General features: G+C 60.0%; 20 protein-coding genes and 4 pseudogenes. 15 read left to right on the forward strand and 9 right to left on the reverse strand.

Annotation, left to right across the window (positions count from 1 at the left end; genetic code table 11):
* Window positions 1-195: 195 nt before the first annotated feature.
* The 3 genes from FHX09_RS21220 to FHX09_RS21230 all read left to right on the forward strand — a co-directional run bounded on the left by FHX09_RS21220 (window position 196) and on the right by FHX09_RS21230 (window position 3,280).
* Complete coding sequence (locus FHX09_RS21220) at window positions 196-1,161, forward strand: acetylxylan esterase (RefSeq protein ID WP_183722687.1); 966 nt, start codon at window positions 196-198, stop codon at window positions 1,159-1,161.
* A 144-nt stretch (window positions 1,162-1,305) separates the two neighbouring features.
* Window positions 1,306-2,190, forward strand: a complete 885-nt coding sequence (locus FHX09_RS21225; RefSeq protein WP_183722685.1) for an NAD(P)-dependent oxidoreductase — start codon at window positions 1,306-1,308, stop codon at window positions 2,188-2,190.
* A 187-nt stretch (window positions 2,191-2,377) separates the two neighbouring features.
* A complete protein-coding gene (locus tag FHX09_RS21230; RefSeq protein WP_132593182.1) occupies window positions 2,378-3,280 on the forward strand; it encodes a LysR family transcriptional regulator in 903 nt (300 codons plus the stop codon).
* A 66-nt stretch (window positions 3,281-3,346) separates the two neighbouring features.
* On the opposite strand, the pseudogene FHX09_RS21235 reads toward FHX09_RS21230, so the two are convergent.
* The 3 genes and pseudogenes from FHX09_RS21235 to FHX09_RS21245 all read right to left on the reverse strand — a co-directional run.
* Window positions 3,347-3,644 (reverse strand): annotated as a pseudogene (locus FHX09_RS21235) (transposase); the annotation flags it as partial.
* A 404-nt stretch (window positions 3,645-4,048) separates the two neighbouring features.
* Window positions 4,049-5,130, reverse strand: a pseudogene (locus FHX09_RS21240) (tartrate dehydrogenase).
* 195 nt (window positions 5,131-5,325) lie between these two features.
* The gene (locus tag FHX09_RS21245; protein WP_348649185.1) at window positions 5,326-5,844 is read right to left on the reverse strand and encodes an SPFH domain-containing protein; all 519 of its coding nucleotides are present in this window, start codon (window positions 5,842-5,844) and stop codon (window positions 5,326-5,328) included.
* A 360-nt stretch (window positions 5,845-6,204) separates the two neighbouring features.
* Here FHX09_RS21245 and FHX09_RS21250 point away from each other — a divergent pair, with 360 nt between their 5' ends.
* The 10 genes and pseudogenes from FHX09_RS21250 to FHX09_RS21295 all read left to right on the forward strand — a co-directional run.
* Window positions 6,205-6,357 carry a hypothetical protein gene (locus FHX09_RS21250; RefSeq protein WP_183722681.1) on the forward strand — a complete coding sequence of 51 codons (153 nt, stop codon included), beginning with the start codon at window positions 6,205-6,207 and terminating at the stop codon, window positions 6,355-6,357.
* Window positions 6,358-6,405: 48 nt separating this feature from the next.
* Window positions 6,406-7,446, forward strand: a complete 1,041-nt coding sequence (locus FHX09_RS21255; protein WP_348649186.1) for an iron ABC transporter permease — start codon at window positions 6,406-6,408, stop codon at window positions 7,444-7,446.
* Window positions 7,443-8,207 (forward strand): ABC transporter ATP-binding protein, encoded by a 765-nt coding sequence (locus FHX09_RS21260; protein ID WP_184450583.1) that lies wholly within the window; start codon window positions 7,443-7,445, stop codon window positions 8,205-8,207. Before FHX09_RS21255 ends, FHX09_RS21260 begins: the two co-directional genes overlap by 4 nt.
* Window positions 8,208-8,210: 3 nt before the next feature.
* A pseudogene (locus tag FHX09_RS21265) lies at window positions 8,211-9,016 on the forward strand (class I SAM-dependent methyltransferase).
* A 780-nt stretch (window positions 9,017-9,796) separates the two neighbouring features.
* Window positions 9,797-10,189 (forward strand): hypothetical protein, encoded by a 393-nt coding sequence (locus FHX09_RS21270; RefSeq protein WP_183722677.1) that lies wholly within the window; start codon window positions 9,797-9,799, stop codon window positions 10,187-10,189.
* A 91-nt stretch (window positions 10,190-10,280) separates the two neighbouring features.
* On the forward strand, window positions 10,281-10,859 hold the full coding sequence (locus tag FHX09_RS21275; RefSeq protein ID WP_184450584.1) for a DUF2796 domain-containing protein: 579 nt from the start codon (window positions 10,281-10,283) through the stop codon (window positions 10,857-10,859).
* A gap of 1 nt (window position 10,860) precedes the next feature.
* Window positions 10,861-11,583 (forward strand): ABC transporter ATP-binding protein, encoded by a 723-nt coding sequence (locus FHX09_RS21280; RefSeq protein WP_132593203.1) that lies wholly within the window; start codon window positions 10,861-10,863, stop codon window positions 11,581-11,583.
* Window positions 11,580-12,836: an ABC transporter permease gene (locus tag FHX09_RS21285; protein ID WP_210301572.1), complete on the forward strand. Its 1,257-nt coding sequence runs from the start codon at window positions 11,580-11,582 to the stop codon at window positions 12,834-12,836. Before FHX09_RS21280 ends, FHX09_RS21285 begins: the two co-directional genes overlap by 4 nt.
* 19 nt (window positions 12,837-12,855) lie before the next feature.
* A complete protein-coding gene (locus tag FHX09_RS21290) occupies window positions 12,856-13,560 on the forward strand; it encodes a DUF3299 domain-containing protein (RefSeq protein ID WP_183722675.1) in 705 nt (234 codons plus the stop codon).
* Window positions 13,561-13,663: 103 nt separating this feature from the next.
* Window positions 13,664-13,942: pseudogene (locus FHX09_RS21295) on the forward strand (class II aldolase/adducin family protein); the annotation flags it as partial.
* Between the two features lie 230 nt (window positions 13,943-14,172).
* Here the strand turns inward: FHX09_RS21295 and FHX09_RS30520 are convergent.
* The 5 genes from FHX09_RS30520 to FHX09_RS21320 all read right to left on the reverse strand — a co-directional run bounded on the left by FHX09_RS30520 (window position 14,173) and on the right by FHX09_RS21320 (window position 19,188).
* Window positions 14,173-14,868, reverse strand: a complete 696-nt coding sequence (locus FHX09_RS30520) for an AraC family transcriptional regulator (RefSeq protein WP_348649187.1) — start codon at window positions 14,866-14,868, stop codon at window positions 14,173-14,175.
* Window positions 14,869-15,179: 311 nt separating this feature from the next.
* Entirely contained in the window at window positions 15,180-15,875 is a 696-nt protein-coding gene (locus FHX09_RS21305) for an alpha/beta hydrolase (RefSeq protein WP_183722673.1), read from the reverse strand.
* A gap of 243 nt (window positions 15,876-16,118) precedes the next feature.
* Window positions 16,119-17,333, reverse strand: a complete 1,215-nt coding sequence (locus FHX09_RS21310; RefSeq protein WP_183722671.1) for an MFS transporter — start codon at window positions 17,331-17,333, stop codon at window positions 16,119-16,121.
* Window positions 17,334-17,345: 12 nt separating this feature from the next.
* The gene (locus FHX09_RS21315) at window positions 17,346-18,167 is read right to left on the reverse strand and encodes an aldo/keto reductase (RefSeq protein ID WP_183722669.1); all 822 of its coding nucleotides are present in this window, start codon (window positions 18,165-18,167) and stop codon (window positions 17,346-17,348) included.
* Between the two features lie 19 nt (window positions 18,168-18,186).
* Window positions 18,187-19,188, reverse strand: coding sequence for a TIGR03571 family LLM class oxidoreductase (locus FHX09_RS21320; protein WP_246699479.1), 1,002 nt, complete (start codon window positions 19,186-19,188; stop codon window positions 18,187-18,189).
* 70 nt (window positions 19,189-19,258) lie between these two features.
* Between FHX09_RS21320 and FHX09_RS21325 the strand changes: the two genes are divergently transcribed.
* The gene (locus FHX09_RS21325) at window positions 19,259-20,161 is read left to right on the forward strand and encodes a LysR family transcriptional regulator (protein WP_132593212.1); all 903 of its coding nucleotides are present in this window, start codon (window positions 19,259-19,261) and stop codon (window positions 20,159-20,161) included.
* Window positions 20,162-20,384: 223 nt separating this feature from the next.
* On the opposite strand, the gene FHX09_RS21330 is transcribed toward FHX09_RS21325, so the two are convergent.
* Window positions 20,385-21,278 (reverse strand): LysR family transcriptional regulator, encoded by an 894-nt coding sequence (locus tag FHX09_RS21330; RefSeq protein ID WP_183722667.1) that lies wholly within the window; start codon window positions 21,276-21,278, stop codon window positions 20,385-20,387.
* A gap of 154 nt (window positions 21,279-21,432) precedes the next feature.
* Between FHX09_RS21330 and FHX09_RS21335 the strand changes: the two genes are divergently transcribed.
* Window positions 21,433-22,095: a hydrolase gene (locus FHX09_RS21335; protein ID WP_184450586.1), complete on the forward strand. Its 663-nt coding sequence runs from the start codon at window positions 21,433-21,435 to the stop codon at window positions 22,093-22,095.
* Window positions 22,096-22,102: the final 7 nt, after the last annotated feature.

Genomic DNA, 22,102 nt, shown 5'->3' on the forward strand with positions numbered 1-22,102 from the left:
CCACCGATGACATCAAGAAGCTTGAAGTCCCCTACAAGCCGCTGCACGTGGGCGGTTTCTGAGCGGAGCAAGGAAGCGAACATGACGATAGAACCGATGGTCGCCGGCACCCGCAGATGGGCTAATTGCGCATCTCTCTTGCTAGGTCTTGAAAAGCAACAATCGGATGGGGCTGCATAACCACGGAGATTTCACGTGCCACTGTATGATCTTGACCTGAAGGAATTGCGCGAGAACAGAAGCGAAACGGTCTGCCCCGGCGATTTCGATTCCTTCTGGGACACGACCCTTTCAGAAACGCGTCAGTTTGCGTTGCACGCCAGCTTCGTGCCCGTGGAGACCGGTCTTCAGCTTGTCGAGGTTTTCGACGTTACGTTTTCCGGATTCGGGGGACATCGTATCAAGGGATGGCTCACTCTACCGCGTCAACGAGCGTCAAAGCTGCCTTGCATTGTCAAGTTCATCGGCTACGGGGGCGGAAGAGGTTTTGCTCACCAACATCTCCTGTGGCCAGCAGCGGGCTATGCCCAATTTGTCATGGATACGCGGGGCCAGGGCAGTGCTTGGTCGAAAGGAGATACGTCTGACCCAGTGGGCTCGGAGCCAGCCCATCCAGGCTTCATGACAAAGGGCATTCTCAGTCCGAAAACATATTACTACCGTCGGGTTTATTCCGATGCCGTGCGTGCGATCGAAGCTGCGCGGAGTCACGAAGCAATCGACCCGAGCCGGATCGCAGTCACGGGCGGAAGCCAGGGCGGCGGTATCGCGCTTGCGGCCGCTGGCCTCGACGCTGGTGTATCCATTGTCATGCCAGATGTGCCTTTCCTCTGCGATTTTCCTCGCGCCGTGGCACTTACGCCGCGGGATCCCTTCCCTGAAATATCGCGATATCTGGCTGTCCATCGCGACAAGGTTAGTCAGGTGTTCCAGACGTTAAGCTATTTTGATGGAGTTTGCTTTGCCGCTCGGTGCCGGGCCAAAGCGCTATTCTCGGTAGGCCTGATGGACACGATCTGTCCACCATCGACCGTCTATGCTGCATACAATGCGTTCGCTGGCTCGAACAAATCTATCCTGGAATACGGATTCAACGATCATGAAGGTGGAGGCGAATTTCAGGAACAAGCCCAGATGGATTGGCTTGCCCCGAGAATTTAGTGGTTATTTCCCTCTTGTGTCTTCAAAGGCAAAGGGGATCGGGGCTCGTGGACGCAATCGGCCTCGGGTGGCCAAGCTGTTCATCGGCACTTTGCGCGGCGCGACACCGACAGCCGCCCGACATCAACAAAGAGGACTGCAATCATGAAGGTGGGTTTCATAGGACTGGGGCGCATGGGCGCCAGCATGGCCGCGAATCTCGTGAAGGCCGGGCATGACGTCACCGTCTTCAACCGCACCCGTGCAAAGACCGACGAAATCGTCGCACTCGGAGCAAGGGCTGCGGCGACCGTGGCCGAGGCCTGCCAGGGCGAGGCTGTAATGACGATGCTGGCGAATGATGAAGCCGCGGACAGTGTCGTCTACGACGAGGGAGGAGTGCTCGCGAGCCTGAGTGAGGGCGCGATCCACATTTCCGCGAGCACGATCAGCGTCGCCCTGTCGCGCCGGCTTTCGGAGAGCCACACCCTGCGGAGGCAGCGCTATGTCGCGGCGCCGGTCTTCGGACGCCCGGAGGTGGCGGCAGCCGGTCAGCTCTTTGTCGTCGCAGGCGGCGCGGGCGATTCGATTCGTGACTCCGCGCCGCTTTTCGATGCAATCGGCAAGCAAACCTTCATCATCTCGGAACAGCCAAGCCTCGCCAATCTGGTGAAGCTCAGCGGCAATTTCCTGATTGCTTCGGTGATTGAATCGCTCGGCGAGGCAATGGCGCTGGTCGGGAAAGCGGGCATTGACCGGCACCAATACCTCGATCTGCTTACGTCTACGCTATTCAATGCCCCGGTCTACAAGACCTACGGCGGACTGATCGCCGCGGGACAGTTCGAACCGGCCGGCTTCGCCGCCCCGCTCGGACAGAAGGACATCCGGCTGACGCTCGCCGCCGCAGAGGAGCTGCGCGTGCCACTGCCGCTCGCCAGCCTGCTGCGCGACCGTTTCCTGACCCTGCTGGCGCACGGCGGCGAAACGCTGGATTGGTCGGCAATCGGCCATCTGCCCGCCAAGGATGCTGGAGAGGGCTCGAAATGATCGACGCCAGAGCGATCGTGGCTGCCAGGACATCCTGATTGCCGTCGTCGACGGACCGATGAGCGTTATGATACTAGGTAATTGTTTGACTGGCAGCAAAGCATCCTGGTGCTGCGCCGTGCCCGAACGAGCGAAAGCCGTTAAGACCGGTTGCGAAGTATCGCCAAACTAGCCTCCTGAGATCAACATGCAGTTCAAGCGCAATGAAATTCACGAACTGTCGATTTTTCTCGCGATAGTCCAGTACCGTAGTTTCCGGAAAGCGGCGGATCATCTGGATGTGACGGCCTCGGCGCTGAGCCACAGCATGAAAGCGCTTGAGCAAAGGCTCGGCGTCCGTCTCCTCAATCGAACCAGCCGCAGCGTTGCGCCAACCGCGGCCGGAACCGCGCTGGCCGAAAAGATTTCCGCTGGGCTGGAGATGATACAGTCAGGACTGGAGGATTTGAGCGGTCTTTATCAGGGCACCGCCGGCAGCATTCGCATCAATGTTCTGAAAGATGCGGCCGTTCTGGTTTTGAGACCGGCCATTCCGATCTTCCAGCAACGCTTCCCGAACGTTGAGCTGGAGGTCGCTGTGGACGACCAGTTTGTCGATGTTACCGCGGAAGGCTTCGACGCCGGTATCAGGTACAGCGGTACCATCCCGGAAGACATGATCGCAGTTCCTCTCACTCCTCCTTTGAAATGGGTCGCTGTCGCTACCCCTGATTATCTCAGGAACCATGGTCGCCCTGTGATGCCGGAGGACCTGCTTTCCCACAATTGCATCCGGATACGAACGGGCCGCGGACAGATCTACAAGTGGGAATTCGAACACGGCGATGATCGGCGCGAAATCGACGCTCCCGGAACGCTGATTTCCGGCGAAACCGATCTTGCACTCAATGCTGCCCTCGAAAGTGTCGGGATATCCTATTGCCTGGAAAAACTCGCGGAGCCCTACCTGTCGGCAGGTCGCCTTGAAGTCGTTCTTCCGAAGTGGGCGTCCATGGGGCCGCCGCTTTCGATGTACTATTCCAGCAGACGTCAGCTTCCCTTCGGCGTCGAGGCGCTGATCAAGATCGCTCGAAACCTCAACGGTCTCTAGGGTTACCCTCATCGATGAAGCTAGTTCATCGATCCAATGATTTCCAATCCATTGATCCGTCGCTTGAACGGCGAGATCCAGTCCCATCAGCCGCAGCACTGACTTCAGAAAGCCCTCCGCTTGACGCAGCCGCAAGCCGAATACGAGGCCCAGGGTCAGGGCGGTCTCAATCGCCAGATCGGAATAGCGTCGCTGGCCACCGTGCGTCCTGCGCTTCGGCGCCTGCCGAAAGCGCGGCCTCTGTCATCCACAGCGTCAGGCTGCCACGCCTGCGAAGTCCTGCCTTGTATTCCGCCCAGTTCGTAATCTTGAACCTCATCTTGCTGATACGGTGGCGGCGGGCGGCATTGTGTTTGAAAGGCATCGTTGAAAAAGACCGGCTATTGCGATTGCCCATCACATACGCCACCGCGATTAAACGATCCGCGCACTAAGGCTGTTCGCCACCGCTTTCTCGACGCCCATTCATGGCCGTCCTACCCACCAGCCTGGGCGGTGTTGGCACCGACGGGATGCGGAGGAAGTGAACGCCGCCTTCGCCGCCGGTATCACCCAGAAATCTCTCGCCGAGTTGGTGCGGGCCGAACCCGTCTGAGCCCACTGCTGGCGCGTATGTGCAGCGGCACTACATAATGACCCCACTGAAGACTTAATTTCAAAGCGTTAGGATGCTTATCGGAAGGATGACCCCGCGCCGATTCACAAACGCCTTCTGGATCCGTGCGCGCCGCTCCTGAGATCGACAACAAGCACGGTCGGTCGGCGCCATCAACGCAGCAGGATATTGTCGCCCCGGATCGCCCTGCAGACTGCTTCCGTGACTTCCTTCGTCGTCGATGTGCCGCCGATGTCGGGTGTCATGATGCCTGCCTGACAAGTGCGCTCGACCGCTTGCATTAGCTGGCTTGATGCCGCCGCCTCGCCGAGATGATCCAGCATCAGGGCGGCCGTCCAGAAGGTCGCGATGGGATTGGCGAGGCCTTTGCCTGCAATGTCGAAGGCTGAACCGTGAATGGGCTCGAACATCGACGGAAAGCGGTGTTTCGGATCTATGTTCGCCGTGGATGCGACGCCGATGCTACCGGCGAGCGCCCCGGCGAGATCGGAAAGGATGTCTGCATGAAGGTTGGTGGCGACGATCGTGTCCAGACTCTTTGGCTTTGCCACCATTCGGACGGTCATCGCGTCCACCAGCATCTTGTCCCATGTCACGTCGGGGAACTCGCGCGACACCTCCTCGGCGATCTCGTCCCACATCACCATGCCGTGGCGCTGTGCGTTGGACTTGGTAACCACGGTCAGCATCTGGCGCGGGCGGTGCTGGGCAAGTTCGAATGCATATCGCATGATGCGTTCGACACCGGTGCGCGTGAAGACCGAAACCTCCGTCGCCACTTCCTCCGGCAAGCCGCGATGAACTCGCCCGCCGGCGCCTGAGTACTCGCCTTCAGAGTTCTCGCGAACGATCACCCAGTCCAGATCGCCCAAATCGACATTGCGCAAGGGGGAGGTAATGCCCGGCAATATCTTGGTTGGCCGCACATTTGCGTATTGGTCGAAGCCCTGGCAGATCGGCAGCCGCAGGCCCCAGAGCGTGACATGGTCCGGGACATCGACCGCGCCGACGGCACCGAAGAAAATGGCATCGAAGCGTTTCAACTGCTCAAGCCCGTCTTGGGGCATCATGATCCCGTAATGCTTGTAGTAGTCAGAACCCACTCGAATTTGTGAAATTTAAGCCTGATGTCGCCGCGCCGTTGCGCGAGCGCCTCCAGCACCTGGATTCCAGCGCCGATGACTTCCGGACCGATCCCGTCGGCCGGTATCGCGGCAATAGAAAACTCGTGCATCATCTTCTCCTTCACTCGTGCCGCCGGTGCGAACGGGCGTCTCGCTTCGGTGACCGCCCGTCGCAATCGCGCAGATAACGCAACACCGATGTGAACGGTGTAAAAGCGAAAGCTGGGGAGGTTCAACGCGTTAATTTTATACAAAAATCGTCGGCTCGCTCCGCACTTTCGGAGCGGCAATTTCTCTTCCAATGGTCAACATACGGTTAACATGCGTGTTTCGGCCGATATCTGTGCCGCCTGGACAGCATGGTAGGCATCAGCAGCCCCGGCTGGTGGATGTATCGCTTCCACCACAACGGCCAAAATCTCTACGCCGCTGTTCAAGCTGTCCATCTCCGCTTGAATCTTTTCCGAGATCGTCTTTGACAGCTCAAGGCGCCCTCCGCTCAAGACGTCATCGAGCGTCCGTTTTGCAAAATCATGAACGAGAGTGCGGTTTGCAATATTTTCGATCAAGCCATCGATATCGGCGACTTGATAGGCCGCCTGGAGCGCGGCGCGATCAGTTAGTCCGATTCGATAGACGAAACGAACATCCATATTAACCAGCTGGAAGCTTTCCCGGTCTCGCGAACGGCTGGCGATGATCTGAGATTTTTCGCTGACATGGGTAGCGTCCCAAAGACGGTTGGCGCTTTCGGGAGCGGGACCTTCCGCATCGCGCGGCAAGGATGACGGGTCGACTATTGCCGACGTGGCGATCTCGTGCACAACGCCGCTTTCAATGGGGATAACGCGGCCGAATGGCCAGATCGTGTCCCGGCAAGTGGTGTAGCTGACGGGAGGTAGCAAAGCCGAGTGCCCGCGCGCTTCTCGTTGCGCTGTAGCGGGTGATCGGCTTTGCGGGCGAGTTGTGACAGCCGCGCCGCCTCCGGCCAAATGTCGCTGTCGGTGTTCGCGGACTCACGCTCCGTTACAAGATAAAAGTAGGCTACAATCAGTGCCATAGCGCCCAAAAGATAAGCCATTTTGCCAATCGCTGGCGCCTGCTCGGACCATGTTATTCCCGTCCAAACCGCCAGAGTTGCCGGAACCAGCAAAACAATAAGGGGTAGGGTTGAAAACGACCCGATGATCGACGGCGTCGTGATAACGCCGTCCTCGGGCACGCCAGTCGATGGTTCAGGCACCGAGTCGCGCCAGGGCGATGTTAAAATTCTGAGCAAGGTATTGAGCAAACCTGGGTGGGGAGATGGGATCAAGGCCGACGATCCGCACAATTGACGGAATCGAGACGCTGGCAAACGGAATCAAGACGTTTGGCCTGGCGCAGTGAGTATTGCCTCGTTCTGGCAACGTCGCTGGTGGGCGCTTTTAGCGCTCACTATTGCGGCCATCTTCCTGCTCGGGATCATGATCAGCCTTGCCGTCTCCATCGGCGAGATCCAGATCCCGATCGCCACAACGGCCAAGGCGGTATCAAACCGATTATTCGGGACGACATTCGACCTTAACCGCATCCAAGAAGGCGTCATCTGGGACTACCGTCTCAGTCGGGCGCTGGCCGCAGCTAGTGCGGGCGCGTCGCTTGCGCTCTGTGGCGCCATTCTTCAGGCACTCCTTCGCAACCCGTTGGCCGAGCCCCATGTTCTCGGTATTTCGGCAGGCGCTTCGACAGGAGCTGTCTGCGTGATGATCCTCGGCTTCGGCTATGGCGCGCTTTCCCTTTCCAGTGGCGCATTCATCGGCGCGGTGGTTGCCTTCCTGCTCGTGGGCATCCTTGCGACCGGTACCGGTGGATCGAGCGAACGGATCATCCTTTGTGGCGTTGCTGGCTCTCAGCTCTTCAACGCACTGACCTCCTATATCGTGACGACATCGGCGAACGCCGAACAGGCCCGCGGCGTGCTTTTCTGGCTCCTGGGTTCAATGAGCGGCGTACGCTGGCCCGACGTCTGGCTATCTGTTCCGATCAGCGTCGCGGGATTTGTCGTTTGCCTGTTTTTTGCCCGCGCGCTTGACGCATTCGCGTTCGGAACCGATGCTGCGGCATCATTGGGAATAGCCGTCCGAAAGGTTCAGGTTATCCTATTCGCCACTACCGCGATCATGACTGCGGCCGTCGTCAGCATGATGGGCTCGATCGGTTTTGTCGGGCTTCTCGTTCCGCACGCAGCCCGCTTCATCGTTGGTCCGTCTCACGGGCGTCTTCTTCCAACAACCGCGGTGGGTGGAGCGGTCTTCGTCGTGGGAGCGGACATCATTTCGCGCATCATCATTCCGCAGCAGATACTTCCGATCGGCGTCGTCACCGCACTCTTCGGCGCTCCCGCATTCGCAGTGATCCTCTATCGGGTCCGGAGAATCGCATGAGTATCTCCATCGAGAACGTCTCGTACGCGGCCGGGAACACGCTGATTATCGATGGCGTGACGCTCTCGGTCACGCCAGGCAAGATACTTGGTCTTCTGGGGCCGAACGGGTCGGGCAAGTCGAACCTGCTGCGTCTGATATGCCGTCTGCGCCGCGTGGATAGCGGTGTCATTCGTCTGGGTGAAGAGGATGTTTCTGTCCTTTCGCGCGCGAGCCTCGCCCAGCGCGTTGCGTTCGTGGAGCAGCAGTCGACGACCGATACTCAATTGACGGTGCGCGATGTCGTCCGGCTCGGGCGGACGCCACATCGCGGCCTCCTGTCGTCCTGGACCGCAGAAGACGATGTGGCCGTCGAGACTGCGCTGGCCCGGGTCGACATGACGCACCGCGCCGCGCAGCTTTGGCAAACGCTTTCGGGTGGCGAACGACAGAGGGCTCACATCGCCAGGGCGCTGGCGCAGACGCCACGCGAACTCTTGCTCGACGAGCCGACAAACCACCTCGACATCCTGCACCAGCTCGAGATCCTGTCGCTCGTCGCCACGCTCGGAACCACCTGCATCATCGCCATGCACGATCTCAATCTAGCGGCGATGTTCTGCGACAGCCTCGTCGTGCTCCAGAGAGGCAAGGTCGTCGCAATGGGCACGACGGAGGAGGTCCTCACTGACGATCTGATTGCCCGTGTCTTTGGCGTCAGGGCACATATCGAGCGGTCGGCAGTGCACGGCCGATACAACATTCAATACGTGATGGATTGAACAATGGATGGTGGAAACTTCGATCTCAAGGAAGAGATCCGCGATTACTGGTCGAAACGTTCCGAGACATTCGATCTGGCCTTTGGGCACAAGATCGCGGCTGGTCCCGAAGCAGATGCGTGGCAGCGGCCGATCAGGGAAATGCTCAGGCGGGATCCCAAGCGAGTACTGGAACTCGCTTGCGGCACCGGGGAGGTGACGCGCCTGATTCATGACCTTGGACACGATGTCACGGCGCTCGACTTTTCCGAGGCGATGCTGTCGGTCGCTCGCGCCAAGCATGCTGGCAAGTCCAGGCTTCGTTTCATCATGGCGGACGCCGAGAACACCATAGAACCGGATGAATCCTATGATGCGATCATCTGCAGACATCTGGTCTGGACACTGACGCGCCCGGAAGAGACCTTCCACGAGTGGTCAGAATCCTGCGGCCGGGTGGGCGCCTGCTGTTCTTCGATGGCGACTGGGTGGCTCCTACATTGACGGGACGTGCCGCAAGCGCACTCATCTCGCTGATCGATTGTGCCGTCGGGCCTGACGGGAACTACGATGGGGCATTAAGCAGCCGTCATGCGGTAGTCATGAAAGCACTCCCATTTGGCCACGGACTGCGACCGGCCATGCTCCTGCCGCTCCTGGATAAGGCGGGCTTTTCGGACGTGGAAATGCATTCGCACGCGCCGATCGCAAAGGCGCAGCGAAAGGGTGCAAACCTGCGAAACAAGCTCCGAACTTTCGTCTATCGGAGGTTCATCTTAACTTGCCGACGTCCGGCGCAAGCGGTTTGCCGTTCGACAGCAACCATCTGAAGTGAGACTGGATGTTCTGGGGTGGTGTAGGACTACCTCCGGTGATCTCGATAGTACGCTCCGGTAAGACGTCAGTATACCTGACGAGCCCGCACTTTTGGGGGAAGTCATTCTCAAGCGGAGAGCAAAGGCCGCTGGGGTGGCTGCGAGCGAGCTGCCTGATGTGGCATGGGACGAGATCACATCCCATCTTATCGTGATTGTCCGGAGCCGGGCCTGGACACCGTTAAAAGCGAGCGACTTGGCGACGACCGCTGCGATCGCTCTTCCGAGAAGAATGGCGATATTCCCTGCCGTGCGGGCGTGGCTGGGTAACCAGGCGATCGGGTATTTTGTCCTTAGCTATCCCCAGACGTGGGACAGCTATGCTTAGGGTTTCGCGATCGGCGTCGCCGCCACAGCATCGGTCTTCGCGGTGTTTGCCGTGCTGGGATTTGGGATCGCGTTTGCCGTCCGTACCATAGTCGCATTCCTGGCGGTCTTCGTTGCGTGCGAACGAATCCTGTTCGCCGCGACAGCGCTATTGCCTTCCGGAGATGGTGCCTTCTCCATTGCCGTTGTGGCTCAGGTGCTCACGATCAATGCGGTCGCCGCCCTCGCTCTTGGGGCTGCCCATATTCTCGGATGGGCGTCGCAGCTTCTATTCGAGAAATCTCCCCAGCCTATCCTTCGCTAAGCGCCAGTTAGCCCAATTGCCACGAATGAGCTCTCTGGCCTTTGCAAAGCCTGTGCGAGCCGATAGACTTCATCAATCCTGGGCTTGGGCTCCTAAAGAACATGATGCCACGCAACCTCATTGTGCCGGAACGGCTGCAGCGATCGCGGGCAATCGGATGGGTGGCATTGCTCGGCATGCTGCTCCAACTCGCGTTGTCGATTGGCCATATCGATGGTCCGTACCATCAAGATGGCCTGCTGCTAAGTGCGACTGAAAAGCTGGTCACTCCGGTCGGGAATGAGCCCCAGTCGCGTCATGATGACGACGAACACCCTCACCACGATTGCAATATCTGCTTGATCTCTGCCCTGGCAACTGCGCTGCTAATGCTGTCAGCGGGCAGTGTCCTATACGAACCGGCTATCTTTATGATTGCTTGGGTGGCGCTCGCCTCTCGACGGCAAATGTTCCTTTCCTCCAAGCACTATGAAATTCGCGGCCCTCCTTCAGTTTAGACAGATCCCCGAAACCGCCGCCTGTGTGCTTTCGCTGAGGCAAGCCCTGCATCGAGGCCGGCTCATGATCGTACAAACTGGAGGGACAGAGATGGGACTGAATCATCGCGCCGGAGCGTTGATCGCCGCAGGTATGTTAGGCGTCGCGTCAACGGGATACGCGAAAGAAGAACATCGTGAGCTTGGTCCGCATGTTCACGGTCACGGGACGTTGGCGATCGCCTTCGAGGCAAACAATTTGCAGATGGAACTCACGGCCCCTGGCATGGATATTGTCGGGTTTGAGCACGAGGCAGAGACCGATGAGCAGAAGAAGGCCGTCGAGACGGCAATCGACGACCTCAAGGAGCCGCTCAAATTTTTCTCGTTTCCTGACTCTGCAGGCTGCAAGGTTACCGCTGCCGACGTGAAGCTTGTCGCCGAGGCGCACGAGGAACATGAGGCTGCTGCCAAGACTGAGGGGGCGGCGACGGAGGAGCACGACGACCACCACGACGAGTTTCGCGCGACCTATACGCTCGCGTGCACCGATGCCGCACAGGTGACTTCGATCGAGTTCCCGTTCTTCGATCGGTTTACCGGCTCCGAGGAACTCGACGTGACAGTCATCGACGCCAAGGGGCAGACTGCGTTCGAGGTCTCCCGCGAGTCTCGCCGCCTGGACAGATAGGATGGACGTGGCAACGAAGGCCGACGCCGTGCATATGCGCGGCGTCGAGTACAAATGGGCAGCGCGAGATGCATTCGCTTTGAGGGTCGCGGAATTCCAGGTTCCGCGAGGCGAACGTCTCCTGTTGCTGGGCCCATCGGGCAGCGGAAAGTCGACCTTGCTCAGCTTGCTGACCGGCATAATCCAGTCGAAAGCCGGAACGATCGAGATTCTGGGCACGCAACTCGGCGGATTGAGCAGCGGCCGCCGCGACCGATACCGGGCCGAGCATTTCGGCATCATCTTCCAGATGTTCAACCTTCTGCCTTACGGCGCGGTGATTGACAACGTGCTGCTTCCGCTGAGCTTCGCTCCGGCACGCCATGCACGAGCAGTCGAGGCGGGCGGAACCGAAACGGAAGCCCGGCGCCTCCTGGCCGCGCTCGGTCTTCCCACGGATATTGGCCGGCAACCGGCGGCTAACCTGAGCGTGGGTCAGCAACAACGTGTTGCGGCCGCAAGGGCGCTCATAGGCGCGCCCGAGATCGTCGTTGCCGACGAGCCAACGTCGGCGCTTGATGACGACCGGGAGGAGGACTTTCTTAACCTGCTCTTCAGCCAGATCGAAGCGACCAGGGCCACACTGATCATGGTGAGTCACGACCGTCGTCTGGCGCAGCATTTCGACCGAGTGCTTCACCTTACCGATATATTGGCGACATCGAGACGCGGAGGCGAAGCATGATCGTCGTGCGTTTAGCCCTACAGTCTCTGCGCAATCGCTGGATCACCGTCCTGCTGACGATTCTTGCAATCTCGGTTAGCGTGATGCTGTTGCTCGGCGTGGAGAAAGTGCGCAGCGGTGCACGCGACAGCTTTGCCGGAACGGTGTCCGGAGCCGACCTAGTGGTCGGCGCCAGGTCGGGCGCCATGCAGCTTCTTCTCTACTCGGTCTTCCGGATTGGCAACGCGACGAACAATGTCACATGGCGGAGCTACGAGGACATCGTGTCGCGGCCCGGCGTCGCCTGGTCGATCCCCCTCTCCCTCGGCGACAGCCACCGGGGTTTTCGCGTCATCGGCACCACTCTGGACTATTTCGAGCACTTCCGTTATCGCGACGGGCAGGCACTGAAGTTTGCAGCCGGCGCGCCGTTCGATGATCTGTTCGATGCCGTCCTCGGCTCGGACGTGGCGAGTCAGCTCGGCTACGCGACTGGCGACAAGATCGTCATAGCTCATGGCGTGGGCTCTCTTGGACCGCAGCACGATGACCTCCCGTTCCGTGTCTGCGGAATACTGGCGCGGACCGGCACGCCGGTCGACAAGTCGCTGCATGTCAGCCTGAAAGCAATCGAGGCCATTCACGTGGACTGGCGGTCGGGTTCTCGAATTCCCGGACAGCATACGCCCGCCGACCGGCTGCGGCAGATGTCGCTTCCCCCGAAAGCCATCACCGCGGCAGTCATCGGCCTAAAGTCACGCCTGCAGGTCATCGGATTTCAGCGTTCGATAAATGAATATCGGGCGGAGCCTTTGTCAGCAGTGCTGCCCGGCGTGGCTCTGCAGGAGATGTGGACGCTGGTCGGCACGGCGGAGACCGCCTTGCTCGGCGTCTCAGCCATGGTCGTAGTCTCCTCGATGCTCGGCTTGTCGGCGATGATCCTCTCAACGCTCAACGAGCGCCGGCGTGAAATTGCGATCCTTCGCTCGCTTGGAGCGAGGCCACTCGCAGTTGCGAGCTTGCTTGTCGGCGAAGCCACTTTGCTCACTGTCACCGGCATCGCGATTGGCACGGCAGCGCTTTACGCGGTACTATTTATTGCTCGACCGTTCGTCGACAAGCAGTTTGGCATCGACATCGGTGTGCAACCGCCGTCGGCAAACGATGCACTGTTGCTATCGGCGATTCTGATCGGTGGAGTACTCGCAGGGTTTCTGCCTGCGTATCGCGCATATAGAATGTCCATAGCAAGTGGCATGATGGTGAGAACATGAGCTTGAAAGAGTTTGCATCATGAACGCGAAATCGATCGTTCACTGCGTCATTTTCCTCCTCGCCGTATTTGGCGCCGATTGCGACGCGGCATTCGGCGAGCCCGCCACGCAACTCAAATGGGAGACGTTGATCCCCTCAACTCCTCCCTTGGAAAACTTTCTCGAAGCGGTTCCTCCGGATCAGCAGGAGGCGCTCAGCAATCTCGACTACTGGAATAGTTTTCCAGAGGGCGATGTGGATAAGGAAGTTGCTTACCAGCGCGAGGAAACGAAAAAGGGTGTTGACGCCGATAGAGATAAATTCGCGAAGCAAGGCGTGGATCTCGATGCACTTTATCAGCATTATCTAGCGTGGGTCGAGGAGATCGACAGGCGCGGAAAGCTGACAGATAAAGAGCTCGACGGGAAGCGCGTGGCCATCGCTGGCTATCTGCTGCCGTTGGATTTCAATCCGAAAGGCACGAGCGAGTTCCTGCTTGTCCCCTATGTCGGCGCCTGCATCCACGTGCCACCTCCACCGCCGAACCAGGTCATCTATGTAAGGTCTTCATCCCCCTATGGATCAACTGATCTGTTCGAAGGCGTGCTGATAACCGGTACCATGAAGGTGCAATCGGCGAAGAAAGACCTTTCTTTCATCGATGGCTCGAGCGAGGTCGATTCAGGCTACGTGTTGGAGGGCGAAAAGATCGAGCCTTACCAGTATGAGGAAGGCGGGCAATAGTTGGCTGGTTGGTGGAAGCGCGGCGGACATGGCTGTCGTTTAAACGGGGTCTTCCTCAATTTGTGTGGAGATCGGTCGATTTGATTGGCATCATCCGCGCCCTGTGCTCGGTGACCAGGACATTCTGTTCATGAGAAACCATGGCGTCATGGTCTGCGCACCAAATGTCGCGGAGGCCTGGGATGACCTTTACTACCTTGAACGAGCCGCTGAAGTGCAACTCAAGGCCATGAGCGCTGGACGCCCACTGGTTCCGGTCAACCCTGACATTGCAGCGGCTGCCGCAAGACAGATGCGGGCAGGCGACCCTGAAAGTGCGCGCCTGCATCTTGAAAGCATCAAGCGTGTACTCGATGTCCAGTCGCCCGATTACCGATTTTGATCGCCAATCAGGAGCTCTGAGGCCGTTGTGCCTGCGGCGCGGACCTCGACGACTGGCGCAACAAAGCTTCGCGTCGAAACGTACCGCTCCCGCGCGCACCAGCCCCAGATTCGATATAACCCGTCGGCGGACTTCTTTGGCGGGCCTTTCAGCGCGCTCTGATGGGACGGGGTCCGCCTGATCGTTCGCAGGGCCAAAATTGCTCATGCGGGCGCCTCGGCGACCACCACTCAACTCAGTATTTGCCGTCGCCAGACCCCCGGCGTAGCTCCGATCAAATGGGCAAAGGTTCGGGTCAGATGGGCTTGATCAGCGAAACCGCTGGTCAACGCGACTTCAGCAATCGACATTTGACGGTTCGAAAGCAAGTCTTTCGCCCGGGCAATGCGGCGCTGTTTCAACCATTGATACGGCGCCATGCCCGTTGAGCGCTTGAAGGCATGGCAGAACTGACTTGTCCGCAGGCCGCAAATGCCGGCAAGCTCGGAAAGCGCAATGCCGCCCACAAGGCTGATCTCGATCACCTCCTTGGCTATCCGCTCCTGCCACGTGCTAAGGCCACCCCTGATTGGTCGTCGCACTGCAAGACCGCCATAATGCGCGCGCAGATAAATGCCGAGGCTCCACATATATTGGTCGGCCAGTAGCGGATCGATTGTCTCGGGATCATTGAAAAACGGATAGATCTGAAGTGCGAGCCGCCGGAGGATCGGATCATCGGTGACATGGTAGAGGCCACGGCCCAAACTCGTCACATGCGGCACCTCCAGGTCGTCGGCGATTTCTCGCATGAAGCTTTGTTGCAGGATCACTTCCTGCGTATGCCGAGGGGTCGTGAAGTCGATATGTGCAAGGTCCGAGACGTACAGAAAATGGGTTTCGCCTTTTCGCACCGGATGTGAATAGTACCGGCTGTCGAGGAACACCTCGCTCAATTCGTCATTGAAATGGACTCCGATGCTGTAGGCGCCCTCCCATGACGGAAATTCAGGATTGGCTTCGGCCGGGTTCGAACCGTAGTTGACGTCGGCGGCTATGAGGCGGGAACGCGAAAGGCCGCGGACGGACAGTTTCAAGTCCGTCTTATGGGGCAGGCCGATCGGTACCGTCGCGACCTCGACCAATTTCACGTTCAGGGTCATTCGGTTCCTGTCTTCGAAAGGGGCGCTCCAGAATACACAAGGTCGCCCAGACCCGGTATAAGTCCGGGCGACCTCTGTTATTTTTCCAGAACGGCCTATTTGCCGAGGCCCTTTGTGACAGCTTGCACAATGATCTTTGCGACAGCGCCGGGATTCGAAATATAGATCGCATGACTACCGGGCACCTCCACGACAGTTGCCCCAGCCCGGGTCGCCATAGTGCGTTGTGCGTCCGGTGGAATCATCCTGTCGTCCGTTGCCACAAGATACCAGCTCGGCTTGGACCTCCAGGCTGGGTCGGAGACCTGCCCGTTGAGAGCGTCGAGCCCCCAGGGCACCTGGGAATCGGCAAGGAAAGAAGCGAGTTGTGGACGAACATCTGCAGCGAATGAGGCGGCGAATTTCTCCCGATCGAGCATCAGGAACCCATCGACGGGAGGAAGAATGGGTGGGACAGGCGTGCCTGGCGGCGGGTTGGCAATAAGGCTCGCGACCGACTCGCCGGCATCCAGCGCGAACGCCGTGATGTAGACGATGGAGCTAACCTTCGGATCGCTACCCGCCTCGGATACGACGGCTCCGCCGTAGGAATGTCCAACCAGGATGACATTGCCCGAAGCAGTCGCGATCGCTCGTTTGGTGACGGCAACGTCGTCGGCTAGTGAAATCGTCGGATTCTGTACGATGATGACTTCGTATCCATCCCTCTTGAGGATCTCGTAGACGCCCTCCCATCCGGAACCGTCTACGAACCCGCCATGGACCAGAACAATTGTAGCTGAGCTCGGCATGAAATCTCCAATATTGTTTGCGGTTTCTCGCGCGCCGTTCTTGGTGGCGCCGAGACACGCTAACGATCGGCCAACGAGCGGAGATTGAACGTTCTTGCAGTGCGCGCCTGATCCGAGCGCACGACCAAACTGCTCGCCATTTGATGAAGCGCTGCCGATGTTGCGCCGGCGGCATAGGAATAGTGCGAAAATGCGAACTGGCTCATAAGGTGAGCCAGTTCGCTACCTACGTCCTTCTTCCGTTCAGGCTTCGCAAGATGCCAGCTTGTGGCTTTCCTTGCGACGGCTTCCGAGCCAGGCGAGCGCCAGACCCAACGCTGCCAGCACGCCACCCGCCACGGGCACCATCGCGTAGCCGAGGCCGAGACTGATGACGCCGCCGCCGACGGCCGCACCCAGCGCGTTGCCGAGATTGAATGCTCCGACATTGATCGATGATGCCAGCCCCGGCGCTTCGGACGCTGCCTCCATGACTCGCATCTGAACGGGAGGAACGATGGCGAAAGCCGCCGCGCCCCAAACGAGGAGGCCGATCGCCGCGCCGACATGGCTCGCCAGAACGAGCGGGAGCGCCACCATGATGATTGCCAGTGCCGCCAGGAAAATCGTGGTTGCACCATCGAGCGACCAGTCGGCGAGCTTGCCGCCCAAGCCGTTGCCGATGGTGAAGCCCACGCCGATCAACACCAGGCCAAGGGTGACGAAGGTGCCGGAGGCTCCTGTCAGGTCGGTGAGGACCGGGGCGACATAGGTGTAGAGCGTGAACATGGCGCCGGCTCCCATCACTGTGGTCGCCATGGCGAGCAACACCGTCGGGTGCGTCAGCACGCCGAGTTCGCGCCGCACATCAGGTACTTCGCCCGGCTCGCCCTTCGGCAGCGCCAACCACAACGAGACGATGGCAAGGATGCCGAGGCTGGCCGTTCCCGCAAATGCAACGCGCCAGCCGATCTGCTGGCCGATCCAGGTTGCTGCCGGTACGCCGCCTATATTGGCGATCGTCAGTCCCATGAACATGGTGGCGACGGCGCTCGCCTGCTTGTCCTTCGGCACCACGCTTGCTGCAACGATCGAGCCGAGGCCAAAGAAAGCGCCGTGGTTGAGGCTGGTGACGAGACGAGCCAGCAGCAGCGTCGTATAGTCAGGCGCCAATGCGGAAAGCAGATTGCCGATGGTGAAGATCGTCATGAGCAGCATCAGCGCGGTGCGCTTGCCGAAACGGCTGAATGCGAGGGTCATGATCGGCGCGCCGACCATGACGCCGATCGCGTAGGCGCTGATCAGAAGGCCCGCAGAGGGAATGGATACGTCCACGCCCTCGGCAATAACCGGAAGCAGCCCCATCGGGGTGAACTCCGTTGTGCCGATGCCGAAGGCGCCGATGGCAAGGGCGAGCAGCGGCCAGTTGAACCGCTTCGTGTCATCACCCGCCGCAGAAAGAGAGAGTGTGTCGTTCATCGCTCGATCTCCTCAGTCCCATGCCGGGGCAAGGCCGGCCGGGCTCACCAAACGGCCGCCGGGCCGTGCGAGCTTGCCGATTGCAACCATGTCTGCGTCGCTCAGCGCGAAATCGAAGATCGCAAAATTCTCCGCGACACGCTCAGGCTGGGCGGTCTTGGAGAGCGTGACGTAGCCTTGCTGGATCAGCCAGCGCAGCCCGACCTGTGCAGCGCTCTTGCCGTATTGGGCGCCGATCTTCTGCAGCACCGGATCGCGCGGCACTGCGCCGTCAGCCATGCCGTAATAGGCTGTGATCGCAACGCCAGCGGCCTTAGCCGCTGCCGCGACAGCCGTCTGGTCGAGGTAAGGGTGGACCTCGATCTGGTTGGTGACGATCGGCGCCTTGCTGAGCGCGACCGATTCCGTCATCTGCGCAACATTCTGGTTGCTGACACCGATGTAGCGCGTCTTGCCGGCAGCCTGCACCGCATTCAGCAAAGCCACCTGCTCGGCGATCGCCATCTTGTCGGCTGGCCAATGCAGCAGAAGCAAATCGACCTGGTCGACCTTCAGCTTGTCGAGGCTCTCGTCCACAGAGGCGACGAACCTGTCCTCGCTGTAGTTGTCGACCCATACCTTGGTGGTGAGAAATAGATCCTCACGGCGTGCGCCGGCTGCCGCGAGCGCGCGGCCGAGGGCGGCCTCGTTCCCGTAGATCTGCGCCGTGTCGAAATGACGGAAGCCCGCCTCGATTGCCGCGGGCACGACCGCTTCGACCTCGGCGTCCGACATGCGGAACACGCCGAAGCCGAGCGCCGGGATCTGCGCTCCATGCGCCTTTACGATATCCATGTTCTTCAATCCTTGATGTTCAGGCGGCTTGCGCCTTCGGGTTGCTCACGAGCGCGGGCATGACCTCCGACGCCAGTTCTTCGATGATCTCGGCCGGCGGGCGTCCCGATTGCCGCAGATTGATGGCTAGGTGATCGACGCCGGCCGCAGCGAGGGCGTTCAGATGGGTGATCAGACCCTTGCGGCCGACACGCGCGCCGAAACGGATCGATTCAGCCGCCGCATCGGCATCGTCCAGAAGGTCGAGATGGAAGGCGCTGATGAAGGCGCCATGACCGGAGGTGGCTTCGTGCCAGCGTGCAGCCTGTAGCGTCATCTTCTCGACGCTGCCCGGATAGACGAAGCGCCCGTCCATATTGGTACCGAGCCAAGCGTCGTCCTGCCGCGCCTGTCCGGCCACCACCATGGGAATCATCTGCTGTGCCGGGCGCGGCAGCAGATCGAGGTTGGGGATACGCTCGCCGTTGATCGGCAGTCCACCTGGCTGCCACGCCTGTCTGAGATAGGCGACCGCTTCGCGGAAGGCTAAGCCGCGCGCCTCGAAGTCGAGGCCGAGCAGCGGATATTCCACCGGTCGGTCCCCGGAAGCGACGCCAAGAATCAGGCGCCCGCCCGAGAGTGCGTCCACTGACGCGACTGCTTTCGCCGTCATCAGCGGATGACGGATCGGCAGCACGACCGCGGCGGTGCCGAGCGCGACGTTGCGAGTCAAACCCGCGAAATAGCCCAGCAGCGTGAAGACGTCGTAGACGGAGCCGGCATCGCCCATGTTGACCGTATCGAACACCGGCACGTCGCGCATCCAAACCGCCGCGAAGCCGAGCGCGTCGGCTCTACGCACGAGGTCAGTCTGCGCCGAGAGATCGGGGACGCCGCGCGGACGTCCCGCCGCCACTCGCCGGGCTTCGCCGGCGGGCGACCAGTCATTGTCAAGCGGCAATTCAATGCCGAGCGTCAGGCGATCCGGTTTGCGGATCAGATCGAGAGCAGAAATCTTTAACATGGCAGAGAGATAAGCCATGCCAAGGGCCTTGATAACGCCTCAGCGTTCCATAGGATCTGTGAAACGAAATCATAGACGAGTCGATCGGATGGATAATCGCGCGGGCGAAATGCAGGTTTTTTTGCGCGTCGTGGAAGCTGGGAATTTCTCGGAAGCGGCGCGCCTGCTGCTTATGACGCCTTCGACCGTCAGCAAGCTCATAACACGGATCGAAACGCGGCTCGGCGTGCGGCTGCTTGAGCGTTCGACCCGCCGCCTTTCGCTCACAGCCGAGGGGCAAATCTACTATGAGCGCAGCCAGGCGCTGCTCGGCGATCTCGACGAAGTGGAGCGTGAGCTGTCGCAGGGCGCCGCCGCTACAGGCGGCACGGTGCGCGTGAATGCCTCCGTCGCCTTCGGCATTCTTGGCGTCGAACCAGCGCTCCCAGCCTTCTGGAAATCTTACCCCAACATCGTCGTCGACCTTTCGCTCTCTGACGAAATCGTTGATCTCTACCTCGACCGCACCGATGTCGCGATTCGTGTCGGGCGGCTTTCGGACTCCGGGATGATGGCCCGCCGGATCGGCGCCGCGCGCCGCAAGATTGTCGCCGCGCCGGCATATCTAGAGCGCAACGGCATCCCGCGCACCGCCGAGGATCTCGGGCGGCATAACTGCCTTGGCTTCAATTTTCGCCGCGCCGCGCCGGTCTGGCCCCTCAAGGAGAGTGGCCGGATCGTCGATCGCGCCGTCAGCGGCTCCCTGCTCGCCAACAATGGCGAGACCGTTCGGCGCATGGCGGTCGCCGGTGTGGGACTGGCTCGGCTTGGCGATTACCATGCGCGAGCCGATCTTCTGTCCGGTCGTTTAGTGGAAGTGCTTGCGGACATCGTGGAGAATGACGAGGAAGAGATTCATGCCGTCTATCTCGGCGGAGCGCGCCTACCCCAGCGCGTGCGCGTGTTCCTTGATTTCATGGTTCCAAGGTTACAGGCATTTCTTGGCCAATAGTGGATTGACGGCGGCGACCGCCGCCGACGAGCCGAGCGCCCATCAACTTACCAACAAAGGAATACTTGGATGACAGGGAATAATTGGGACAGGGTGCCGATCGCGGCGCGCTACCCAGGTCATTGATCGATTTGAGCAGGATGTTGTTGGGGAAGTCCGTCGACATAGTCGCCGGCCTGCGCGTCAGGTCGGGGACCGTCTCGATCTGCCGCTCGATATCCGGTTAGATGGGCTGTTCGTTTCCTTGCCCGCTATCATCGAAACACTCGATCAGCATTTCGGTCAGGACGCGGACCTTTCTCGAGGGGTGCTGTCCCGGCGGACGAACGACATAGATTCCGGCCGCGGGTGGCGGATGATTTTTCATGACCGTCACCAACGTGCCGGTATTGAGATAGTCCCGGGTGAGGCCATCGGGGAGGGCAGCGATACCCAAACCGGCCGCGGCAGCGACGACGAGAGCCGCCCCGTTGTCAGCCTTGAAACGGCCCTGCGGGCGAATGGTCAGGATCTTGTCGCCGTCCATCACCTGCCACGTTTCCATCCCCTGCATAAGCGCCTGATGCGTGACGAGTTCCTCCGGTGTTTCCGGGGAGCCATGGGCTTTGATATAGGCGGGGCTCGCGACGTATTTTCCATAGAGGGGACCAACGCGTCTTGCAATCAGGTTGGAATCCTGAAGTGTGCCGACCCGGATCGCGCAATCAAACCCTTCCGCAATCAGGTCCACGAAACGGTCGCTATAGCTTGTCTGGATCTGCAGTTGCGGATGGCGCAATGCCATGTCCGCAAGGACTGATGCAAAGTGGGTGGGCCCGAACGATAGGGGTGCCGCAATTCTCAGGCGACCGCTCAGTTCGCCGGCGGGCAGGATCGTGTCTCTGGCGACATCGATCTCGCCGCTGATCCTGGCCGCATAGTCACGGAAAGTGGCGCCCGCTTCCGTCAGGGATGCCCCACGTGTAGATCTTGCAAGCAACTGGACGCCGAGCTCTGCCTCAAGGCGCGCAAGCCGCCGGCTCACCATCGACTTGGAAACGCCCAGCCGAAGCGCAGCGGGCGTGACGCCGCCCGCATCCGCTACCTCCACAAACGTCCGCAAATCTTCGATGTCCATGCTGCGTTCCCCGTTCCGCGACACTGTTTGGCACAAACGATGACTACCGCATCGAAATCGGGAATGACAAGGTCCTTTCCCAGACGGCGCTTCGGAGGGCACGTGTTCCCTCCAGCAACGTGTCTCAACCAACCGCGAACCTAGGAATTTATCTATGACCTTCCGTAACGGCCTTGGCTCACTTCTTCGTCCCGAAGATTCCGTCCTCGTCATGATCGACCATCAGCCCTATCAGCTCGCGAACGTGAACAGCCACGATCCGCAGGCGGTCGTGAACAACACGACGGCGCTTGCGAAAGCTGCGAAGGTTTTCAACGTCCCCACAATCCTGACAAGCGTGATAGCCGGCCGGGGTGGCCTGCTCTTCAAGCACCTCACCGATGTTTTCCCCGGACAGGAGGTGATCGACCGCACATTCATCAACACCTGGCAGGATCCGAAGGTGGTGGACGTGGTGAAGGCTACCGGCCGCAAGCAGCTGATTATTGCTGGCCTGTGGACCGAAGTCTGCGTTGCGATGCCGGCAATCCAGGCCGCGGGCGAAGGCTGGGACGTGACGGTGATTGCCGACGCATCGGGTGGGACCTCAGTCGAAGCGCACCAGGTGGCGATCCAGCGGATGATGGGGGCTGGCATCAATATGATGACCTGGCTCGCGATCGCCGCCGAATGGCAGCGCGATTGGGCTCGCGAGGAGACCGCGGCTGCGCTGACGGACGTCATCATCGAGCATGCCGGTGGTAGCGGCATCGCCTATCTGTGGGAGCAGCAGCTCCTCAATACGCCGGTTCAGGCGGCCAGCCGGGCCGGTCTTTAAAAGCTGA

It is taken from the genome of Rhizobium sp. BK538 (assembly GCF_014197575.1).
Classification (GTDB): Bacteria; Pseudomonadota; Alphaproteobacteria; order Rhizobiales; family Rhizobiaceae; genus Rhizobium.

Excerpts from the sequence above, each read along its gene's own strand:
- FHX09_RS21320 (WP_246699479.1), bottom strand. The coding sequence starts at position 19,188 with ATGGCTTATCTCTCTGCCATGTTAAAGATTTCTGCTCTCGATCTGATC.
- FHX09_RS21230 (WP_132593182.1), top strand. The coding sequence starts at position 2,378 with ATGCAGTTCAAGCGCAATGAAATTCACGAACTGTCGATTTTTCTCGCG.
- FHX09_RS21325 (WP_132593212.1), top strand. The coding sequence starts at position 19,259 with ATGGATAATCGCGCGGGCGAAATGCAGGTTTTTTTGCGCGTCGTGGAA.
- FHX09_RS21260 (WP_184450583.1), top strand. The coding sequence starts at position 7,443 with ATGAGTATCTCCATCGAGAACGTCTCGTACGCGGCCGGGAACACGCTG.
- FHX09_RS21335 (WP_184450586.1), top strand. The coding sequence starts at position 21,433 with ATGACCTTCCGTAACGGCCTTGGCTCACTTCTTCGTCCCGAAGATTCC.
- FHX09_RS21290 (WP_183722675.1), top strand. The coding sequence starts at position 12,856 with ATGAACGCGAAATCGATCGTTCACTGCGTCATTTTCCTCCTCGCCGTA.
- FHX09_RS21280 (WP_132593203.1), top strand. The coding sequence starts at position 10,861 with ATGGACGTGGCAACGAAGGCCGACGCCGTGCATATGCGCGGCGTCGAG.
- FHX09_RS21270 (WP_183722677.1), top strand. The coding sequence starts at position 9,797 with ATGCCACGCAACCTCATTGTGCCGGAACGGCTGCAGCGATCGCGGGCA.
- FHX09_RS21315 (WP_183722669.1), bottom strand. The coding sequence starts at position 18,167 with ATGGATATCGTAAAGGCGCATGGAGCGCAGATCCCGGCGCTCGGCTTC.
- FHX09_RS21285 (WP_210301572.1), top strand. The coding sequence starts at position 11,580 with ATGATCGTCGTGCGTTTAGCCCTACAGTCTCTGCGCAATCGCTGGATC.
- FHX09_RS21250 (WP_183722681.1), top strand. The coding sequence starts at position 6,205 with ATGATCGACGGCGTCGTGATAACGCCGTCCTCGGGCACGCCAGTCGAT.
- FHX09_RS21305 (WP_183722673.1), bottom strand. The coding sequence starts at position 15,875 with ATGCCGAGCTCAGCTACAATTGTTCTGGTCCATGGCGGGTTCGTAGAC.
- FHX09_RS21330 (WP_183722667.1), bottom strand. The coding sequence starts at position 21,278 with ATGGACATCGAAGATTTGCGGACGTTTGTGGAGGTAGCGGATGCGGGC.
- FHX09_RS21310 (WP_183722671.1), bottom strand. The coding sequence starts at position 17,333 with ATGAACGACACACTCTCTCTTTCTGCGGCGGGTGATGACACGAAGCGG.
- FHX09_RS21275 (WP_184450584.1), top strand. The coding sequence starts at position 10,281 with ATGGGACTGAATCATCGCGCCGGAGCGTTGATCGCCGCAGGTATGTTA.
- FHX09_RS21225 (WP_183722685.1), top strand. The coding sequence starts at position 1,306 with ATGAAGGTGGGTTTCATAGGACTGGGGCGCATGGGCGCCAGCATGGCC.